The sequence below is a fragment of the Enterococcus sp. AZ177 genome (genome assembly GCF_050544585.1).
GTDB classification, from domain to species: Bacteria; Bacillota; Bacilli; order Lactobacillales; family Enterococcaceae; genus Enterococcus_L; species Enterococcus_L plantarum.
In genome coordinates, this window is record NZ_CP172944.1 from 1,671,227 (window position 1) to 1,688,160 (window position 16,934).

The window sequence follows — 16,934 nt, forward strand, 5'->3', positions numbered from 1 at the left end:
TATCACTCCTCGTCAATCTTCTCTTTTGCATATGCAAGCAGTAATTCTTTGTCATTTTTTATTTGGCTATTTACGACAGCGGTCTCAAGTTTCTCAATCATATCACCTAGCCATTTTCCAGGCTTCTTATCGAAATAATTCAATAAATCATTCCCTGTAACAGCAAGTTGCTTTCTGTCGTGAATAGGCAAACTTAAATAACGTTCTTTTACTTCTTCAAGTTTACTCTTTTGCCCGTAATAAAACAACAGTTTTTCAACAGACAATGCTGCGTCTATCCCTAAATCGAACAAATCCATGACTTGCCAATCCTCTAAAAGACGTCTATTCAACCCATAAATTAGTTGCTGGACTTCCTGAATCATTTGATTTGACTGTTTCCACGACTTCAAGAAGCTACGAATCTCGTTTTCTTTTAATCTCATTGTCTTGATCAATAAAGCCCATGCTTGATTTTCCAATTCAATTTGTTTATTGGGAAGTTCTATAAAATTAAATAGTGCTTCACCAAAGTATTTTAGACCTGGACAGTATTGATAACAATTTGTTTCGATAAACGGCAATAGTGCAGCTTGCCGATTTTTTCCTAATAAAAGTTTGATGAATTCCACAGCTATACGTTCTACAGATATTTTTCCTAAAAGTGGATGAAATTCTTCAATAGCTAATAGTGTGTTTTCTTCAATCGTAAAATTTAGTTGACTGGCAAAACGCAGTCCCCTCATCATTCGTAAAGCATCTTCATGAAATCGCTCTTTGGGATTCCCAACAGCTCTTATGACTTGTCTCTCCAAATCAGCTATCCCGTCAAATAAATCGATGATCTCTCCGTCAACGTTCATTGCCAATGCGTTAATTGTAAAATCTCGACGTTTCAAATCTTCTTTTAAAGAACGAACAAACGTAACTGTATCAGGACGTCTAAAATCTTGATACGTTGATTCCGTTCTAAACGTAGTGATCTCGTACTGCTCCTCACCGTCTAATACAAGAACGGTCCCATGATCGATTCCTACATCGATCGTCCGATGGAAAATTTGTTTGATTTCCTCTGGATATGCGCTAGTAGCAATATCAACATCGTGTATTGATTGTTTTAATAATGCATCACGAACGCTTCCACCAACAAAATAGGCTTCAAAACCATGCGCTTGAATTTCTTTCAATACACTAGCTGCTCGAGTAAATTCATCTGGTATGATTTCTAATTTCATAATAGGTTTTCCAGCCCGTAGACTAACTTTTCTAAGTGGACTACTTTTTCGCATCCTAAAGCTACACCCGTCATAAATGAACTACGATCATAAGAATCGTGTCGGATTGTTAAGCCTTCTCCAATCCCACCAAATTGAACTTGCTGATGGGCAATCAAGCCTGGTAGGCGAACGCTATGGATTTTCATTCCTTCAAAATCAGCTCCTCGGGCACCTTCAATCAATTCTTCTTCTTCAGGATGTCCTTGTTTTTTCTTTGCACGGACCGCACTCATCATTTCGGCTGTTTTGATGGCCGTTCCACTTGGTGCATCTCGTTTATTGTCGTGATGTAACTCAATGATTTCAACATCAGGGAAATATTCGGCTGCTTTTTGGGCAAATTGCATCATTAGAACCGCCCCCACTGCAAAATTAGGTGCAATCAGACCACCGACTTGCAATTCTTTTGAACGATCAGTCAACTCGGCTAATTGTTCTTCTGTTAAACCGGTCGTCCCTACAACGGGGGAAATGTTGTGTTCAATAGCAAATCGTGTGTTTTCATAAGCTACTGCTGGGATCGTAAAATCAATCCAAACATCAGGCTGAACAGAAAGAACGGCTTCTTTCGTTTTAAAAATTGGGACATTAATTGTTGGATACTCAATTAATTCATTCAGATTACCTTTTTCTTCAAAAGGATCTAATACTCCTACTAGCTCAAATTGGTCATGATTTAAAACCATTTTTGTTGCGGTTGCACCCATTTTCCCTTTAAAACCTGCGACTAAAATTTTAATCATTTGTTTGCCCATCCTTTCGTTCAAAACGATATTTATCCCGTTGGTTGAATTTATTCATATTTTTTTGAAACGCTTCAGTTAAATCTATGTCTAAAGAATTAGCCATAATCATTGTCACGAATAAAACATCCCCAAGTTCCTCAGAAACTGTTTTTGGTTTCTCATCTGTTTTCTTAGGTTTTTCGCCATAATAATGATTGATTTCTCTTGCTAATTCACCTACTTCTTCTGTTAATCGTGCCATCTGGCTTAGTGGAGAAAAATAGCCCGTTTTAAATTGCTGGATATACGTATCCACTTCTTCTTGCATGGAATGCAGAGATTGATTGTCGTCTGTCATCTTACCCCAACCTTTCTACTACTCATCTTATCAAAAAGTGCGCCATCTGAAAAGGTTCTGCTTGTTGTTTTATAGTGAGAATGATAAAGTGAGTACTGGATAAGGGTTTTTCACTTTGGCTATGCGTGCAATGAACCAATATGTTATAGGAGTGAACATTATGGAAGAAAAAAAGTTTTATGTTAAAGACATTCTGTTTATTTTGGCTGGCACATGTCTTTACGCATTTGGGTTGGTAACATTTAATATTGCAAATGATCTAGCAGAGGGTGGCGTAACTGGGATCACGTTGATTTTACGTGCGCTTTTTTCTATTGATCCAGCCTATTCAACATTGATCATCAATATTCCGTTGATTTTGATTGGCGGAAAAATATTAGGAAAGCATTCATTTTATTATACAATTTTGGGTACTGTTTCTTTATCTGTCTTCTTGTGGTTATGGCAACGATTCCCGATAGAAGTGAATTTAGATCATGATTTATTAATCGCTTCTTTATTAGCCGGGCTTGCTGCAGGTCTTGGTAGTGGACTGGTTTATCGAGTTGGTGGGACAACAGGTGGAACCGATGTAGTTGCTCGTATTTTAGAAAAAAATTATGGCATTAGTATGGGCCGTTCGTTGTTGATTTTTGATATTTTAGTTTTGATTCTTTCATTGAGTTACATTGATGTCAAAAGAATGATGTATACTTTAATTGTTTCATTTGTTTTTAGTAAAGTCGTCGATTCTGTCTTAGATGGCGCCTATGCTGCAAAAGGGATCTTGGTTATTTCTGACCATTCTGAGGATATTGGGGAAGTGATTATGGCTCTTTTAGAGCGTGGTGTAACGTATTTAGATGGTCAAGGGGGATACTCTCAAGTACATAAGAAAGTTCTTTATGTAGTTGTTAGTCCTAGTGAAATTATTGAAATTAAACGTATCGTTCATGAGTTAGATACCAAAGCTTTCATTTCTGTCATCAATGTTCATGAAGCCATCGGGGAAGGATTCACCTATTCTCGACCTGAAAAAATGCTTTTTAAAAGAAAAAAACAATTAACTTAGCCTAAATAAAAAAAGGTAAAACAGACGGGATTCGTGCTATTTTACCTTTTTTATTATTTTAATCGATTCAATTCATCTGTTAATTCTAAAAAAGCCTCATAATTATTATCTTCTAATGCTAAATCGATTTGACTATATAGCAAGTCTAATTTTGCTTGTTTTTCTTCATGGGCAAAGAAATCATTGATACTCTCAATCACATCATCACTTACTTGCTCATTCCAACGAGCATATGGATTATCTTCCAGAATCGACAAATACTGACTATTTTGCCAAGAACCATCAAAAATGCATTCTATAAACAATGCTTCTTTCCAATTCATACGAATTTCATGAAAAATCTGATCAGTATCATTAAATTCTTTTCCTGACAAGAACAATTGGATTGGTTCATCATCTAGTTCTCTTGCCGTAACTTTTAACCCGCGAACTGCTTTGTCTGCCTGCTCAATGAAATGAACATTATTTAAAATAGCTTCGTGGTTAATCAAATAATTCAAAATCCATAACACTTCTCTTTGGCTAAATGAGACATTATTCACTAGCCAAACCAAAAACTCTTTTTTATCAGCTACATTAACAAACATCTTATCACCTATCTTTCTTCAATATCATCTAACAGGGATTGTGCTTCATTATCCCCTGGCTCGTGTTGAAGATAGTGTTGCAATAACTCTTTTGCTTTTTCTAATTGTCCTTCTTCACGAAGAAAAACAGCATATTCCTTTAAAAATTCAGGTTCATGAGACAATTCTTGATAAGCTTGTTCAAAATGAACTTTTGCTAAATCAAATTCCTCTAGCTCATTATATGCATGAGCTAAATTCCATTCACCATATGGATGGCCTTGCTCTTCCATTTGTTGTATGACTTCAACTACTTCATCGAAACGCTGTTCATTCAAATACAGATTACTTAATGTAAGTCTCGTTTCATCCGTCTTTTCACCAAGTTCCAGTGCTTGCTTCAATAAAGATTCAGCTTTTTCTGTATCATGAAGGCGATAAGCATTCTCAGACGCTAATTGGTATAAATCTACTTGGAAAGGATTTTCTTTGATTCCTTCTGCTAAAACAGTTTGCGCTTCTTCCAGTTGCTCTTCTTCTTGTAACGCCTCGCCTAAAGATAAATACAATGATTGATAATGCGGATTTAGCACTCTTAACTGTTGTAACAGTGCGATTGCTTTTTGATTTTCATGTAATTGTAGATAAGTGAAAGCTAATTGGAACATCCGATCATCCGTTTGACCTTCTTTTAATGCTAGTTCTAAAAATGGAATCGCGTCTTCAAAATCGCCTGACATGCTGTGAGTGCTTCCCAAACGTTCATTGATTGAGACATTGGATATTTCTGTAACGTGGGTGTTAAGCAGCTCTTGATAGGCTACTGAGGCCTCTTTAAATTGTCCGTTAGAAAAATACAACTCCCCTAAAGCAAACAGAATCAAAGGTTCATCTGGCATCAATCGTTGCGCTTCTTTTAATTTCGCTTCACTTACTTCTGGAATGCCTATTACTTGATATAAATCTGCTGTTACAAGCAAACTTTGAACATAACTATCGCTACCTTTATCAACTTTTTCTAAGTAACCAAAGGCGTCGTCAATTAAATTATTTTCAATTGCAATTTCAGCTAAAGGAATATTCAAGCCGTCTGCATCAGGAAAAATTGTCAGCAAATGATCAAAAACTAATTTAGCCTCTTCTAAAAATCCTAGTGACAATAACTCTTCTCCTAAATCAGCAAGTGTATCATCATCATCTTTCTTGATTGCTTCTGCTAGCATCAATTGTACTTGAGCCAACTCTTCTTCATGTAATGCTTGGAGCATTTGTTCACTATATGTTGTCATCTTTTATCCTCTAATTTCTTTTAATATATTTTTATATTGTTCTACTGTTTTTAGTAGTTCGTCAGTTTTTGGCTGTTGCATAGAATCAAGCTGCCCAATATCTTTTAAAAGAGCAGCTGTTTCGCCACAGTTCACGTATTTTAAAACACCTTCCACGTAATCACTGACTAAAATTTGCTCTGGAAAATCCACTGGAAAACCTAAGCGAATCAACCAGATCATAAAGTTCTTATAATGGAACGAAAACTGACTAACGTCTTGAGACCAGAGCAACTGCAATAAACACCCTAAGAACCGTTTCATATGACTGGACAACAAATGACCATTTTCAGTCTCTAAAAAACCTTGTTCAAACAGTTGGCCAAATCGATCGATCGTTTGTCCTTCTTTTTCGTAATAACCTATCATCTCGTCCAACATACCATTAAACGACTGCTGATTCAATCGAGTTGCATCACTGTAGTTCTTAAAAAGCATCCGTAAAAAATCATGGCTACAAACTAATCCACAACGGATAAAAACAACAAAATCCACAAGTTTTCCATCGCCTTGACCCGTGGTTAAGGTATGATCATAGATAATTTTTTCTGCTAGCACTTTACTATATAAAACCGGATGATTTTTTAATTCTATTTGAGCTTCAGCAATCAAACTTTTACTTAATGATTCAATGGATAGTGGTAAAAGCCAGCAATCTGAAGTTAGCACAGATGTTTCGTGTAAAAAATGGGTTAATTGAACGACTCCTTCATTTCCAACACCTAGAAAAAGAAACTCTTGTTGCTGGTCAAAATCCGACAAAAAAGCCAATAAGCTTTCCAGCTCTTTCATATTGTTACAATGTGAATCATTCTTACAAATATACCAATCTAATTCCTGTTTGTCATCAAAAAGCTGAATGAGTTTTTCCGAAAACAAATCATAATACCGCTGATTGGTAATCAAAAAAAGATGTTTTGAATCGAATGAGGCTGATTTGATTTGTGAGGCAAACGTTTCGCCATAGATAATCGTCGTTTGCAACTGATTCTTCTTATAAACTAATTCCATTGATAACACCCCTCTTTATACATTTTACCATTAGTTGTTATAAAACAGAAAGGGGATGATTTTTTAAAAAAAAATGCAATGATAACTGATCAAAGTCAATTATTCTTTTACTTTCCTTAAAGAACAGACATAATTGTTTCACTATTTCGTTACAGTTATTCTACTATATCTATGCAAAAAAAACTTACTTTACTTTTATACTTAACTTGTTTCAAGAAATAGTTCGCTTTTAAAGAAAATAGCGCACTTCTTAAAAAGTGCTATTTTGAAGAAACATTGTGATTCAGTCTAAGCTGAATAATTAGCACTTTGTAACGTTCATAGTTATTTTAAACATAGCTGATTATTCATTATCCGCAAAAGGTTGGGATATAACTTCAAAAAGTTATGTCACAACTTTTTTTAACAGAAAATAAATGAAAGAACTCTCAATTAATGACGAGCTCTTTCATTCGGGGGTTCCTATCAAAGCAATATAACTATCTATGTTAACGATGCGCATATGTTTTACGTCAAACTGTCCTCTACTATTATAGTTTCCTTTTACCTCAACTTCATACTGGTGCATCGGTAGCGATAGGACATACCTGGCAAATGGTCTGTTTTTGATAACACAATTGATACAGACATCATTTTCCCAAATTAACATTCCTGTTATAGCATACGGCTTTTCTTTGAACACCTTGATATGGGTTAATAATCCTGTGTGAGTTTCCATAACTTCATGATACACGAAATAATTATGATGTCCACTCTCATGTTTTTTTATTAAAAAAAACACTATTGGTATAATGCTGATATGAAAAAAATAATGAAATAAAGAAAGAACCCTTGACTCATCAAGGGTTCTAAGATCTGTCTTATTTAACAGCATCTTTCAACGCTTTACCTGGTTTAAACGCAGGTACTTTACTTGCAGCGATTTGAATTTCTTTACCAGTTTGTGGGTTACGTCCTTTACGAGCCGCACGTTCGCGTACTTCAAAGTTACCAAAACCGATTAATTGAACTTTTTCACCTTTAGCAAGAGATTCTTGGATTGTTGAAAATACAGCATCCACTGCTGCAGTTGCGTCTTTTTTAGTTAAACCAGTTGAAGATGCAACGTTTTCGATTAATTCTGCTTTATTTGCCATGGATTATTTCACCTCCTCCACAAGGGATAGGATATCTAAAAGATATCTAATTTACGTTTCTTTTTGAGTGGTCCAAAAATGACGTACAAATATTGAATTGAATCAATATTCTGTTATCACGATATCATAGGAAGCTTGTAATAGCAAGGTTTTTGATGCGTTTTAACCAGTTTTTTCTAAAAATATCATTTTTTTTTATAACTCAATGAATTTATTTGTGCAATTAAAACAAGTGTGGTAAAATGCTCTATTTTCGCCTTCTTGGGATGATTTTGATTGGTGTTCCTTCAAACGTAAAAGCTTTGCGAATTTGATTTTCTAAAAAGCGAGCATATGAAAAATGCATTAATTCTTCTTCATTTACAAAAATAACAAATGTTGGCGGCTTAATTGCCACTTGTGTTCCATAAAATACTTTCAACCGTTTGCCCTTGTCTGTCGGAGTCGGATTAATAGCAATGGCATCCATTACCACATCATTCAACAAAGCAGATGGAATACGCAGATTTTGATTCATGCTGACACGTTCGATCAATTCTGGTAATTTGTTCAAGCGTTGTTTTGTTAATGCTGAAACAAAGATGATTGGTGCGTAATCAAGGTATCGAAACTCTTCACGTATCTCTTCTTCAAAGTCACGCATCGTGTTGGTTTCTTTTTCAACAGTATCCCACTTATTCACAACGATAATAATGCCGCGTCCTGCTTCATGCGCATATCCAGCAACCTTCTTATCTTGTTCACGAATACCTTCTTCAGCATTTAAAACCATTAAAACAATATCTGAACGTTCAATCGCACGCATTGCACGCATAACACTGTATTTTTCAGTTGATTCGTATACTTTGCCTCGTTTGCGCATGCCAGCTGTATCGATCATCAAGAATTTTTGACCATCTTCCGATTCAAAATGTGTATCAATTGCGTCACGAGTCGTTCCTTCAATTTCTGAAACGATGACACGGTCTTCCCCAAGAATCGCATTGATCAAAGAAGATTTCCCAACATTTGGACGCCCAATCAAACTAAATTTGATTGTATCTTCATCGTCCTCTTCGATTTCAGATGAAAAATGTTTAACAGCTTCATCCAAAACATCTCCGATACCTAAACCATGACTTCCAGAGATAGGAAGTGGATCACCTAAGCCTAAAGAATAAAACTCATAAATATCATTTCTCATTTCAGGGTTATCAACTTTATTTACAGCCAGAATTACTGGTTTCTTGCTGCGATATAAAATTCTTGCTACTAATTCATCAGCATCCGTCACACCTTCTCTGCCACTTGCGACAAAAATAATGACATCCGCTTCTTCAATAGCGATTTCAGCTTGATGCTTGATTTGATCCATAAATGGCTCGTCACTTAGATCAATACCACCTGTATCAATAATACTAAACTCACGGCCTAACCACTCTCCTGTGGTATAAATACGGTCTCTTGTTACACCTGGTGTATCTTCTACTATAGAAATTCTCTCACCAGCTATACGGTTAAAAATTGTCGATTTCCCTACGTTCGGGCGCCCGACAATTGCAATTGTTGGATTTGCCATTCAAATTACCTCCTTGACAAGTTTTCAATCCTTACTAGTTTACCTAAAGCTTGTCTAAGATGCAAGAAAAACTAGTGAAATAAGTGAATTAACCCGCTAAACAGAAAAAATACCCTGTAATTGCACGTATCATAAATAGCAATTACAGGACACTTTATTTTTAAATTAATCGTTTTCTACTATTCAACACCATAAGCAATGCGTTTTATATTCATCAAATGGTGTGCCGTTACATTATCCGTTGTACTACTGCCACCCATCGCACCACAACCTAATGTCATTGAAGGTGCTAGTTTTGTTGTCGCTCCGATTGCACCTAGTGCACCTAATGTATTGACTAAAATACGTGATGCTCTCATCTCTAATCCAAATGATTCTGCATTAGCATCGGTTGTTGTATGAATAACTGCAGTATGACCAGTTCCTTCATTCGCCAGTAAAGCTTTACATGTTTCTACACCATTCTCAAAAGAATCAACGGTGAATAAACCTAAAATTGGCGTTAATTTTTCTCTTGAATAAGGATTGTGATGACCGATTTCTGTTTGCTCTGAGAGTAAAATCGATGTGTCGTCTGGAACAGAGATACCAACCAGTTTTGCAACGTCTGATGCACTTTTACCAACGATATCTGGATTTAGGGTGCCCGTCTCTCTCAAAATAAATTGGCTAACTTTTGCAGATTCCTCTTCATTCATAAAATAAGCTTTTTTTGCTTTTAGCTGTTCGACTACTGCATCTTTCACCGTCTTATCTACAACAAGTGCTTGTTCTGATGCACAGATGATTCCGTTATCAAAGGTTTTACTACTAATGACACAATCGATTGCATGTGCCACATCAGCTGTTGCATCGATTAATACTGGTACATTACCAGGACCTACCCCAATTGCTGGGTTTCCAGAACTGTATGCAGCTTGAACCATTGCTTTACCGCCGGTAGCAAGAATAAGTGAAACATCTACATGCTTCATCAAAGCACTAGTCGCATCCAAAGTCGGTTCCTGAATCACTTGAACCAAGCCAGATGGAGCCCCAGCTTCAATAGCCGCTTTTTCAATAATATCAACTGCCATTAAAATTGATTTTAAGGCTTTTGGATGCGGTGAAAAAACGATTGCATTTCTAGTTTTTAGTGCAATCAATGCCTTGAAGATCACTGTTGCAGTCGGATTTGTTGAAGGGATTAGACCTGCTACTACCCCTAAAGGAATGCCAATTTCAATGATTTTCTCTTCTTTACGGCGGTTGATGACTCCCACTGTCGGTAACTCCTTGATGCTTTCATAGACTTGCTCACTTGCAAAAGTGTTTTTGATTATTTTATCAGAAACTTTTCCAAATCCAGTTTCTTCATGTGCTGACACTGCTAATTTTTCTGCGTTATCAAGCGTTTTTTGATAGACATTTTTCACGATAGCATCTACTTGCTCTTGCGTATAACTTTCGTATTCAGCCTGTGCTTTCTTTGCAGTTTCGACTAGTGTTTCAATTTCTTTCACTCTGATTATTTCAGTCATATTTGAACACTCCTTCTTTTTTTAACGCTTACAACTCAATTTTAATCTATTCTATTCAATTTGTTAGGTACTTTTTTAAGAAGTTTGTGGACAAAATTTACCTATTAACGTATTTTTTCACAAAGAGTTATACTTGAAAGGTTCATTTTTTCAAGGTATCATAAAGTAGTAAAGTATATTTAACAAAGAAAAAGGACATTATCTCATGAAAGAAAAGAGGGGTTATTTATGTGCCGATTATTGATTGTTAGCAATGATACAAAAGAGCAACAAACTCTTCAACACTCTATCAACGATGCATTTATGAACATAAAAGTGTTACCTCCTGCAGAAACAGAACAAGAAGCTCTAAACATTGCTGATAAACTACTTCCAGAAATTCTTTTGATTGCTATCGACCATTTAGAAATTGACGGATTTATCGTTAAACGTAAAATAGTACAACAACTACCCAATATTAAAGTCATTATACTGACGGAACGGAATGATTTCCAGAGTATTCATCAGGCTTTACGCGGCGGGGTGATCGACTACTTATTAAATCCTATTGATTTTAATGAATTAAAATTTGCCATTGATCGCTGTGTTAAATCACTCAACCAGGTTTCTCTAATGGATGTTTTGAATAATAAACCTACTGTTTTAGCAAAAGAACAAATCAATACTATTTTGGATTACATCCATGACCATTATAATGAAGAAATCAATTTGACAACGTTGGCTGATATCATGCATTTAAATCGTCATTATGTCAGTCGATTTTTTAAAGAAGCTGTTGGCATGAATTTTATTGGTTATCTGACTGCTTATCGTATAGAAAAAGCAAAACAATTATTAATGAAAACAGAAAAGTCTATTTCTGAAATTTCTGGAACTGTGGGATATGTCGATTCGACTTACTTTAGTAAACTATTCAAGAAAAAAGTAGGTCAATCCCCCCATCAATTCCGCAAACACTATCAAGGCGAACATATACCGGCAGATTTACGAATCATTTATAATTGATTGTCTATCTAAAAAGGAGACTTACCACCTCATTAAGGTAGTGAGTCTCTCTTTTTAATAAAAAAAGCGAAGGTTTCCCTCCGCTCGAATCATTATACTTATTCTGAATCAGTATCTTGTGCTTTTAGCGCGTCACCTAAGATATCCCCCATTGTGAAACCAGTATTTTCTTCTGGCAACTCATATTCTTGAACATCTTTTGGTTCTTCTTGAGATTCAGGTTTTGCTTCCAAGGCTTTGATACTTAATGCAATGCGATGTTCGTCTGGATTAACTTCTAGTACTTTCACTTGAACTGCATCGCCTTCTTTTAATACTTCATGAGGTGTTGCAATATGTTTGTGTGAAATTTGAGAAATGTGCACTAATCCTTCAACTCCTGGGAATACTTCTACAAATGCACCAAAGCTAGTCAGGCGTTTAACTGTTCCATCAAGAACTGAACCGACAGCCGCTTTATTTTCAATATCTTCCCAAGGTCCGGCTAGTGTTTCTTTGATAGATAGAGAAACACGTTCTTCGTCTGGATTGATTGAAAGAATCTTCACTTTTACATCATCGCCAACTGTTAACACATCGCTTGGTTTCCCAACGTGTTGATGCGCAATTTCTGATACGTGAACTAATCCGTCAATTCCGCCTAAATCGATAAACGCACCAAAATCAGTTAAACGAGCAACTTTTCCTTCGACGATGTCTCCATCATGAAGCGTCGCTAAGATATCTTTTTTCTTAGAATTTTTCTCTGCTGCAACAACAGCTTTATGAGATAAAATCAAACGATTTTCAGAAGGCTCGATTTCAATGATTTTAAACGTCAAAGTTTGGCCTTTGTATTCAGAAAAATCGTCAACAAAATGGTCTTCTACCATTGAAGCTGGAACAAAACCACGAACACCAACATCAACGACTAAGCCGCCTTTTACAACATTTGTAACTGGGGCTTCAATGATTTTTCCAGCTTGAAAATCTTGTTCGATTTCTTCCCAGACTTTTTTAGCGTCTAAACGACGTTTAGATAGTAAATAACTACCATTTTCTTTATCTTTGCCAATTGAAGTGATGACAACTAAATCTAAGATATCGCCTACTTTAACTAATTCATTGATATCTTCTACTTGAGTCGTAGATAATTCTTTTGCTGGTACTACACCTTCAACGCCAGCATCTTCAATACCAACAATTACTTGTTTGTCCTCGATTGCTAGCACTTCACCTTTAACGATGTCGCCAACATTTACTTCTTTGAAACTGTTCATTGCATCTTCCATTGTTTCATTGCTGTTTTCCACTTTTTTGTCTTCTGTCATGAATACTTATCCTCCTATGCCACCAAAAAATTCGTAAAATCTGACCTACTCCTTTAATAGTACGGGATTTTGCTAAAAAAATAAAGCGATTTCTCTCATTTTCTTTTATTTCTTTAAGAGTGAGAAGAAATTTTCTTGTTTCAAGGCAAAGATAGCATAACTTTACCACAGTCATATTATCTTCTTATCTATGTTATGACCAAATTTGAAAGGTTAACTTTTTACTGTGATGACCTCTTCGATTGCTTTTACAACTTCTTCTATGTTCATTCCAGTTGTGTCGATTTTAACAGCATCTTTTGCTTGCTTTAACGGGGACACTTCCCTTGTTGAGTCCAGATAATCCCGGTGTTCGATTTCCTTTTTTAATGTGGTAAAATCGGTTTTAATTCCTTTTTCCTGATTTTCTTTATAACGTCTTTCAGCGCGTTCTTCCACACTTGCCACCAAAAAGATTTTAACTTCAGCATCTGGTAAGACAGCCGTTCCAATATCACGACCGTCCATAACGACACCACCTAGACGTCCGATTGTTTGTTGAAGCTCTACCATTTTTTCACGAACAGAAGCATGTTTCGCAACAATTGAAACTGCATTTGTCACATTCGGTTGTCTGATTTCTTCAGTTACTTCGTTTCCATCAATAAAAACTAATTGTTCTTTTTCTGTTTGCTTGAAAGAAATTGTGTGTGTGAGACATAGATCAACCAAACCATTTTCATTTTCAAAGTCGACATTCTTTTGAATAGCTAAATAGGTTAATGCCCGATACATTGCGCCTGTATCGCAATAAATATAATGTAATTTTTTTGCCAAAATTTTTGCTACTGTACTTTTGCCAGAAGATGCTGGTCCATCGATCGCAATACTTATCTTTTCCATAATGAACTCCTTTGTTTGTCACATAGTAAAAGAGTCTGGTACAAAACATAAGTTGTTTTGTTTCAGACCCTTAATAACGGGGAGTAGCGCTATTGCTACACTCCGATTTTCTTGTTATTTAACGCGTAAAGATTGCTCAGGTTGTAAAACAGTATCTAAGGAAATACCATTTAATTGTAATAATTCTTCAACAGTAATACCATTTCTTTGAGCGACTTGATTTGGTCCCTCACCACTACGAACTTGATCGTACACAGCCGCTTCACTTGTCGGTGTAGTCTCTTGCGGTACACTGCTACTTTGTCCACCATCGGTTGCTACCTCAGAGGATGAAGCTGGTTGCTCTTGTGAAGAGCTAGAACTTGAAGATGATGATTCTGTCGAACTATTTTTAGTCGATGATTGAACAACCACAGAGGATGAAGGCTGACTAGTCTGCTTGTTGTCACTTGGTTTATCTCGCATCACATAAAGGTATGTTCCTACTGGTAAAGTAATGATCATTAGTAATAAGATAACTAAAATCGTTAGAAAAACTGTGTTCCCTTTTTTTTGTTGACGTTTTTCTGAGCGAGAACCTCCAGCATTCTTATCTGTCTCATAAATTGACTGCTCCCAAGGTTCACGGGCACCTGATTGTTTTTTCTTATCTTTTTTACTCACGTATCGTTCCTCCTAAAATTCTCTCGTTTGCTATTATACCACAGCTTTCTATCAACTGCAGTCTAAAAAAAGATTATTTTTATTCTTTAAATAATCTTATTAAAATGTCCTCCCATTGTTCGGAGATTTCGTTTTCTTCTGGTGATTGTACTATTTGAACTTTGTAGTTGTCAAAAGATAAGTCGCATCGATCACAACAATTTTCTTGGTTTATTTCTGCGATTGTTTCTGAAAAATACTGCTGAATAAACACCCGACGGCATTTTTCTTCATTAATATAGTTTAACATAGCATCCAACTGTTGTTGACGTTCTTTCTCTTTTCTTAATAATCTTTGTTCTAACTCTTCAATCGTGTACTCTTTTTCTAAATAACCTTGTAGCCATTTTTGCTGAATTTCATTTAGTGTAGGTAAAACATTGTCTTGATTGTCTGAGTGTATTTCAGCTAATTCGTTTAACAGCTCTCGGTCAAGCCGACTTTCTGATTGGAAATAATAGTGAATTGATTCATCACCCTTTTGATAGAGTAAAATCGCGACACTAGCCTGACCATCACGACCTGCTCGACCAATTTCTTGTACATAATTTTCTAAACTATCAGGACAATCGTAGTGAATAACAAAGCGCACATCTGGTTTATCGATTCCCATACCAAAAGCATTTGTTGCACATAAAACATCTAATTGGTTTGAGACGAATTGCTGTTGTAATAAACTGCGCTCATTGGCTGTCAGTCCCCCGTGGTAGAATGCTGATTTTAAATTTGTTTGGTCGTTGATGACACGATTCACTCTCTCAGCCATCTTTCTAGTTGCGCAGTAAACAATTCCTCTGTTTGTTAATTGTGTCAAATAGGAAATCAGTGTCTCGTCTTTTTCAGTTGTTTGATTAACAATCAAACCGATATTAGGCCGATTCACAGAAAAAATGACTTCTGAAATTGGTTCACGATGAGAAAAGATTTGTTTCATTATTTCCTTTTTTACAGCTGGTGTTGCTGTGGCAGTTAAGGCTAAAGTCAATGGATAACCACACTCTGCTTGGATTTTAGCTAATTTGGTGTATTCTGGTCTAAAATCGACACCCCACTGGGAAACGCAATGCGCTTCGTCTACCACAAACAAAGCAATAGTTAACTCAGAAATTCTTTTTCGAACCTCTTTTTGGCTTAGCGTTTCAGGACTAATTAAAATAAATTTGTAGTCACTTAGATGATCAAGTACATATTGTTTTTCCATAAAGGACAAACTACTATTCAAGGCGATAACCTTGGCTTCACCTTTTTTCTGAAGTTGGTATACTTGGTCTTCCATCAATGACAGAAGCGGGGAAATAATGATCACTGTGCCGTTAAGTAATTGTCCAACTAATTGATAGCATAATGATTTCCCTGTACCAGTTGGTAAAACAGCTAACGTATCACGTTTCTTTAAAAGCTGCTGGATTACTTCTTTTTGCCCAGGTTTAAACGTACTAAAACCAAAATTTTCCTGCAATATTTGCTCTAAATCGATTGTCATTGTCTAAAGTCTCTTTCTTCCCTAAGTTTTTGAATTTGATATAAACGAAACTCAAAGTAGTCAAGTTCTGGCATTATTTGTTTGATGGAATAATAGACCCAATCTTGATAGGGTTTTGGGTATTCAAGTAAGAATTGATTTGTTTTTTTTGATATAAACTGTTCAAACGGAAAATTTTTCGTTAAAGCTAATTCCATAAGATGATCTTTAATCGTACTTACCTTGACCCTTCTTTGCTGAGCCAATGCCTCTAAAGATAGCTGCGCTTCCAAATATGACCAAGTTTCGCTCATACTCTTATTTTCATTTTGTCTCACTAGCGGTAAAATCAGCTTCTTTAGGAAGCTATCCTCTGGCATTTGACAAATTATATCCAGTAAATGATGGAGTTTTTCTTTTTTACTCAAAAACTGCTCAAAGGGATCCGCTTGATTATCCATTAGTTGAAAAGAAGTTTTACCTATTAGTTGATAGCCGGAAAATTGTTGCGCGAAAAAATTCGCCTCATCTTTTGTTAATTGAGAAAAAAGTTGCATCCATTCTTTTTTTACAGTTCCGATCAATTGTGCTTTCGTTGTTGACTTTAGGAACAGTTTGATTTGTTTCTGATATAGTGGCGACTGTTCTAGAGGAATGTAGTTTTTATGATTGTAGGACAAGTTCGAAACCACTTGCACTGTAAACTGTAAGAATCGCCAAATTATTTCGTCTGTTTTACCAAAACGATAATGATCGATCCAAGAAAAATGATTGCCCTCTTCAAGCACGATCTGCTTCCCTTTTGCGGTTATCTGAACCCTGCTATCTGACATTAAACACAATAATTCTTGCTTAACTAATTCATCTAGTATAGTATTAAATTGCTTTTCAGATAATAATGGAAATAACTGAAAAAAACGTAAATTTTCGTATAGAAAACCATATAGTAATACGGAGCTTGTCCGTTTGCCTTTTAAAAGGTGGTACAAAGTCGAAGTTCGTACCTTGTATCCGTGCTGAAATAACGCTAAAATAAAGTAAAGTTCCATATTTCCACCTCTTTC

The 16,934-nt window shown here is 35.9% G+C and carries 16 protein-coding genes; 2 read left to right on the top strand and 14 right to left on the bottom strand.

Annotated elements, in window-relative coordinates; translation table 11 throughout:
• Window positions 1-2: 2 nt before the first annotated feature.
• The 3 genes from IGJ34_RS08115 to IGJ34_RS08125 are packed head-to-tail and all read right to left on the bottom strand — an operon-like array spanning window position 3 to window position 2,339.
• Window positions 3-1,214, bottom strand: coding sequence for a CCA tRNA nucleotidyltransferase (locus IGJ34_RS08115; RefSeq protein ID WP_069654889.1), 1,212 nt, complete (start codon window positions 1,212-1,214; stop codon window positions 3-5).
• Window positions 1,211-1,999, bottom strand: a complete 789-nt coding sequence (gene dapB / locus IGJ34_RS08120) for a 4-hydroxy-tetrahydrodipicolinate reductase (RefSeq protein ID WP_206836457.1) — start codon at window positions 1,997-1,999, stop codon at window positions 1,211-1,213. The genes IGJ34_RS08115 and dapB overlap by 4 nt, the downstream gene beginning before the upstream one ends.
• Entirely contained in the window at window positions 1,992-2,339 is a 348-nt protein-coding gene (locus IGJ34_RS08125) for a nucleotide pyrophosphohydrolase (RefSeq protein ID WP_206836453.1), read from the bottom strand. The genes dapB and IGJ34_RS08125 overlap by 8 nt, the downstream gene beginning before the upstream one ends.
• A 160-nt stretch (window positions 2,340-2,499) precedes the next feature.
• On the opposite strand from IGJ34_RS08125, the gene IGJ34_RS08130 reads away from it, so the two are divergent.
• A complete protein-coding gene (locus tag IGJ34_RS08130; protein ID WP_069654886.1) occupies window positions 2,500-3,390 on the top strand; it encodes a YitT family protein in 891 nt (296 codons plus the stop codon).
• A gap of 53 nt (window positions 3,391-3,443) precedes the next feature.
• Here IGJ34_RS08130 and IGJ34_RS08135 read toward each other — a convergent pair whose 3' ends face one another.
• The 6 genes from IGJ34_RS08135 to IGJ34_RS08160 form a co-directional block, all read right to left on the bottom strand.
• On the bottom strand, window positions 3,444-3,977 hold the full coding sequence (locus IGJ34_RS08135) for a YpiB family protein (protein ID WP_069654885.1): 534 nt from the start codon (window positions 3,975-3,977) through the stop codon (window positions 3,444-3,446).
• An 8-nt stretch (window positions 3,978-3,985) separates the two neighbouring features.
• Window positions 3,986-5,245, bottom strand: a complete 1,260-nt coding sequence (locus IGJ34_RS08140) for a tetratricopeptide repeat protein (RefSeq protein ID WP_430597198.1) — start codon at window positions 5,243-5,245, stop codon at window positions 3,986-3,988.
• 3 nt (window positions 5,246-5,248) lie between these two features.
• On the bottom strand, window positions 5,249-6,295 hold the full coding sequence (locus IGJ34_RS08145) for a hypothetical protein (protein WP_111247889.1): 1,047 nt from the start codon (window positions 6,293-6,295) through the stop codon (window positions 5,249-5,251).
• An 860-nt stretch (window positions 6,296-7,155) separates the two neighbouring features.
• A complete protein-coding gene (locus IGJ34_RS08150) occupies window positions 7,156-7,431 on the bottom strand; it encodes an HU family DNA-binding protein (protein ID WP_010761417.1) in 276 nt (91 codons plus the stop codon).
• A gap of 247 nt (window positions 7,432-7,678) precedes the next feature.
• Window positions 7,679-8,989 carry a ribosome biogenesis GTPase Der gene (der, locus tag IGJ34_RS08155; RefSeq protein ID WP_069654882.1) on the bottom strand — a complete coding sequence of 437 codons (1,311 nt, stop codon included), beginning with the start codon at window positions 8,987-8,989 and terminating at the stop codon, window positions 7,679-7,681.
• A gap of 179 nt (window positions 8,990-9,168) precedes the next feature.
• Window positions 9,169-10,509, bottom strand: a complete 1,341-nt coding sequence (locus tag IGJ34_RS08160) for an acetaldehyde dehydrogenase (acetylating) (RefSeq protein WP_430597199.1) — start codon at window positions 10,507-10,509, stop codon at window positions 9,169-9,171.
• A gap of 228 nt (window positions 10,510-10,737) precedes the next feature.
• On the opposite strand from IGJ34_RS08160, the gene IGJ34_RS08165 reads away from it, so the two are divergent.
• The gene (locus IGJ34_RS08165; protein ID WP_430597200.1) at window positions 10,738-11,514 is read left to right on the top strand and encodes a helix-turn-helix domain-containing protein; all 777 of its coding nucleotides are present in this window, start codon (window positions 10,738-10,740) and stop codon (window positions 11,512-11,514) included.
• A 98-nt stretch (window positions 11,515-11,612) separates the two neighbouring features.
• Here the strand turns inward: IGJ34_RS08165 and rpsA are convergent, their stop codons facing one another.
• From rpsA to IGJ34_RS08190, 5 genes are all read right to left on the bottom strand, one after another.
• On the bottom strand, window positions 11,613-12,824 hold the full coding sequence (gene rpsA / locus IGJ34_RS08170; RefSeq protein WP_206850079.1) for a 30S ribosomal protein S1: 1,212 nt from the start codon (window positions 12,822-12,824) through the stop codon (window positions 11,613-11,615).
• 213 nt (window positions 12,825-13,037) lie between these two features.
• A complete protein-coding gene (gene cmk / locus IGJ34_RS08175; RefSeq protein ID WP_111247893.1) occupies window positions 13,038-13,706 on the bottom strand; it encodes a (d)CMP kinase in 669 nt (222 codons plus the stop codon).
• A gap of 114 nt (window positions 13,707-13,820) precedes the next feature.
• Window positions 13,821-14,369 carry an SAG1386/EF1546 family surface-associated protein gene (locus tag IGJ34_RS08180; protein ID WP_069654877.1) on the bottom strand — a complete coding sequence of 183 codons (549 nt, stop codon included), beginning with the start codon at window positions 14,367-14,369 and terminating at the stop codon, window positions 13,821-13,823.
• A gap of 79 nt (window positions 14,370-14,448) precedes the next feature.
• On the bottom strand, window positions 14,449-15,891 hold the full coding sequence (locus IGJ34_RS08185; protein ID WP_430597201.1) for a RecQ family ATP-dependent DNA helicase: 1,443 nt from the start codon (window positions 15,889-15,891) through the stop codon (window positions 14,449-14,451).
• Window positions 15,888-16,919, bottom strand: a complete 1,032-nt coding sequence (locus IGJ34_RS08190) for a helix-turn-helix domain-containing protein (RefSeq protein WP_430597202.1) — start codon at window positions 16,917-16,919, stop codon at window positions 15,888-15,890. Before IGJ34_RS08190 ends, IGJ34_RS08185 begins: the two co-directional genes overlap by 4 nt.
• Window positions 16,920-16,934: the final 15 nt, after the last annotated feature.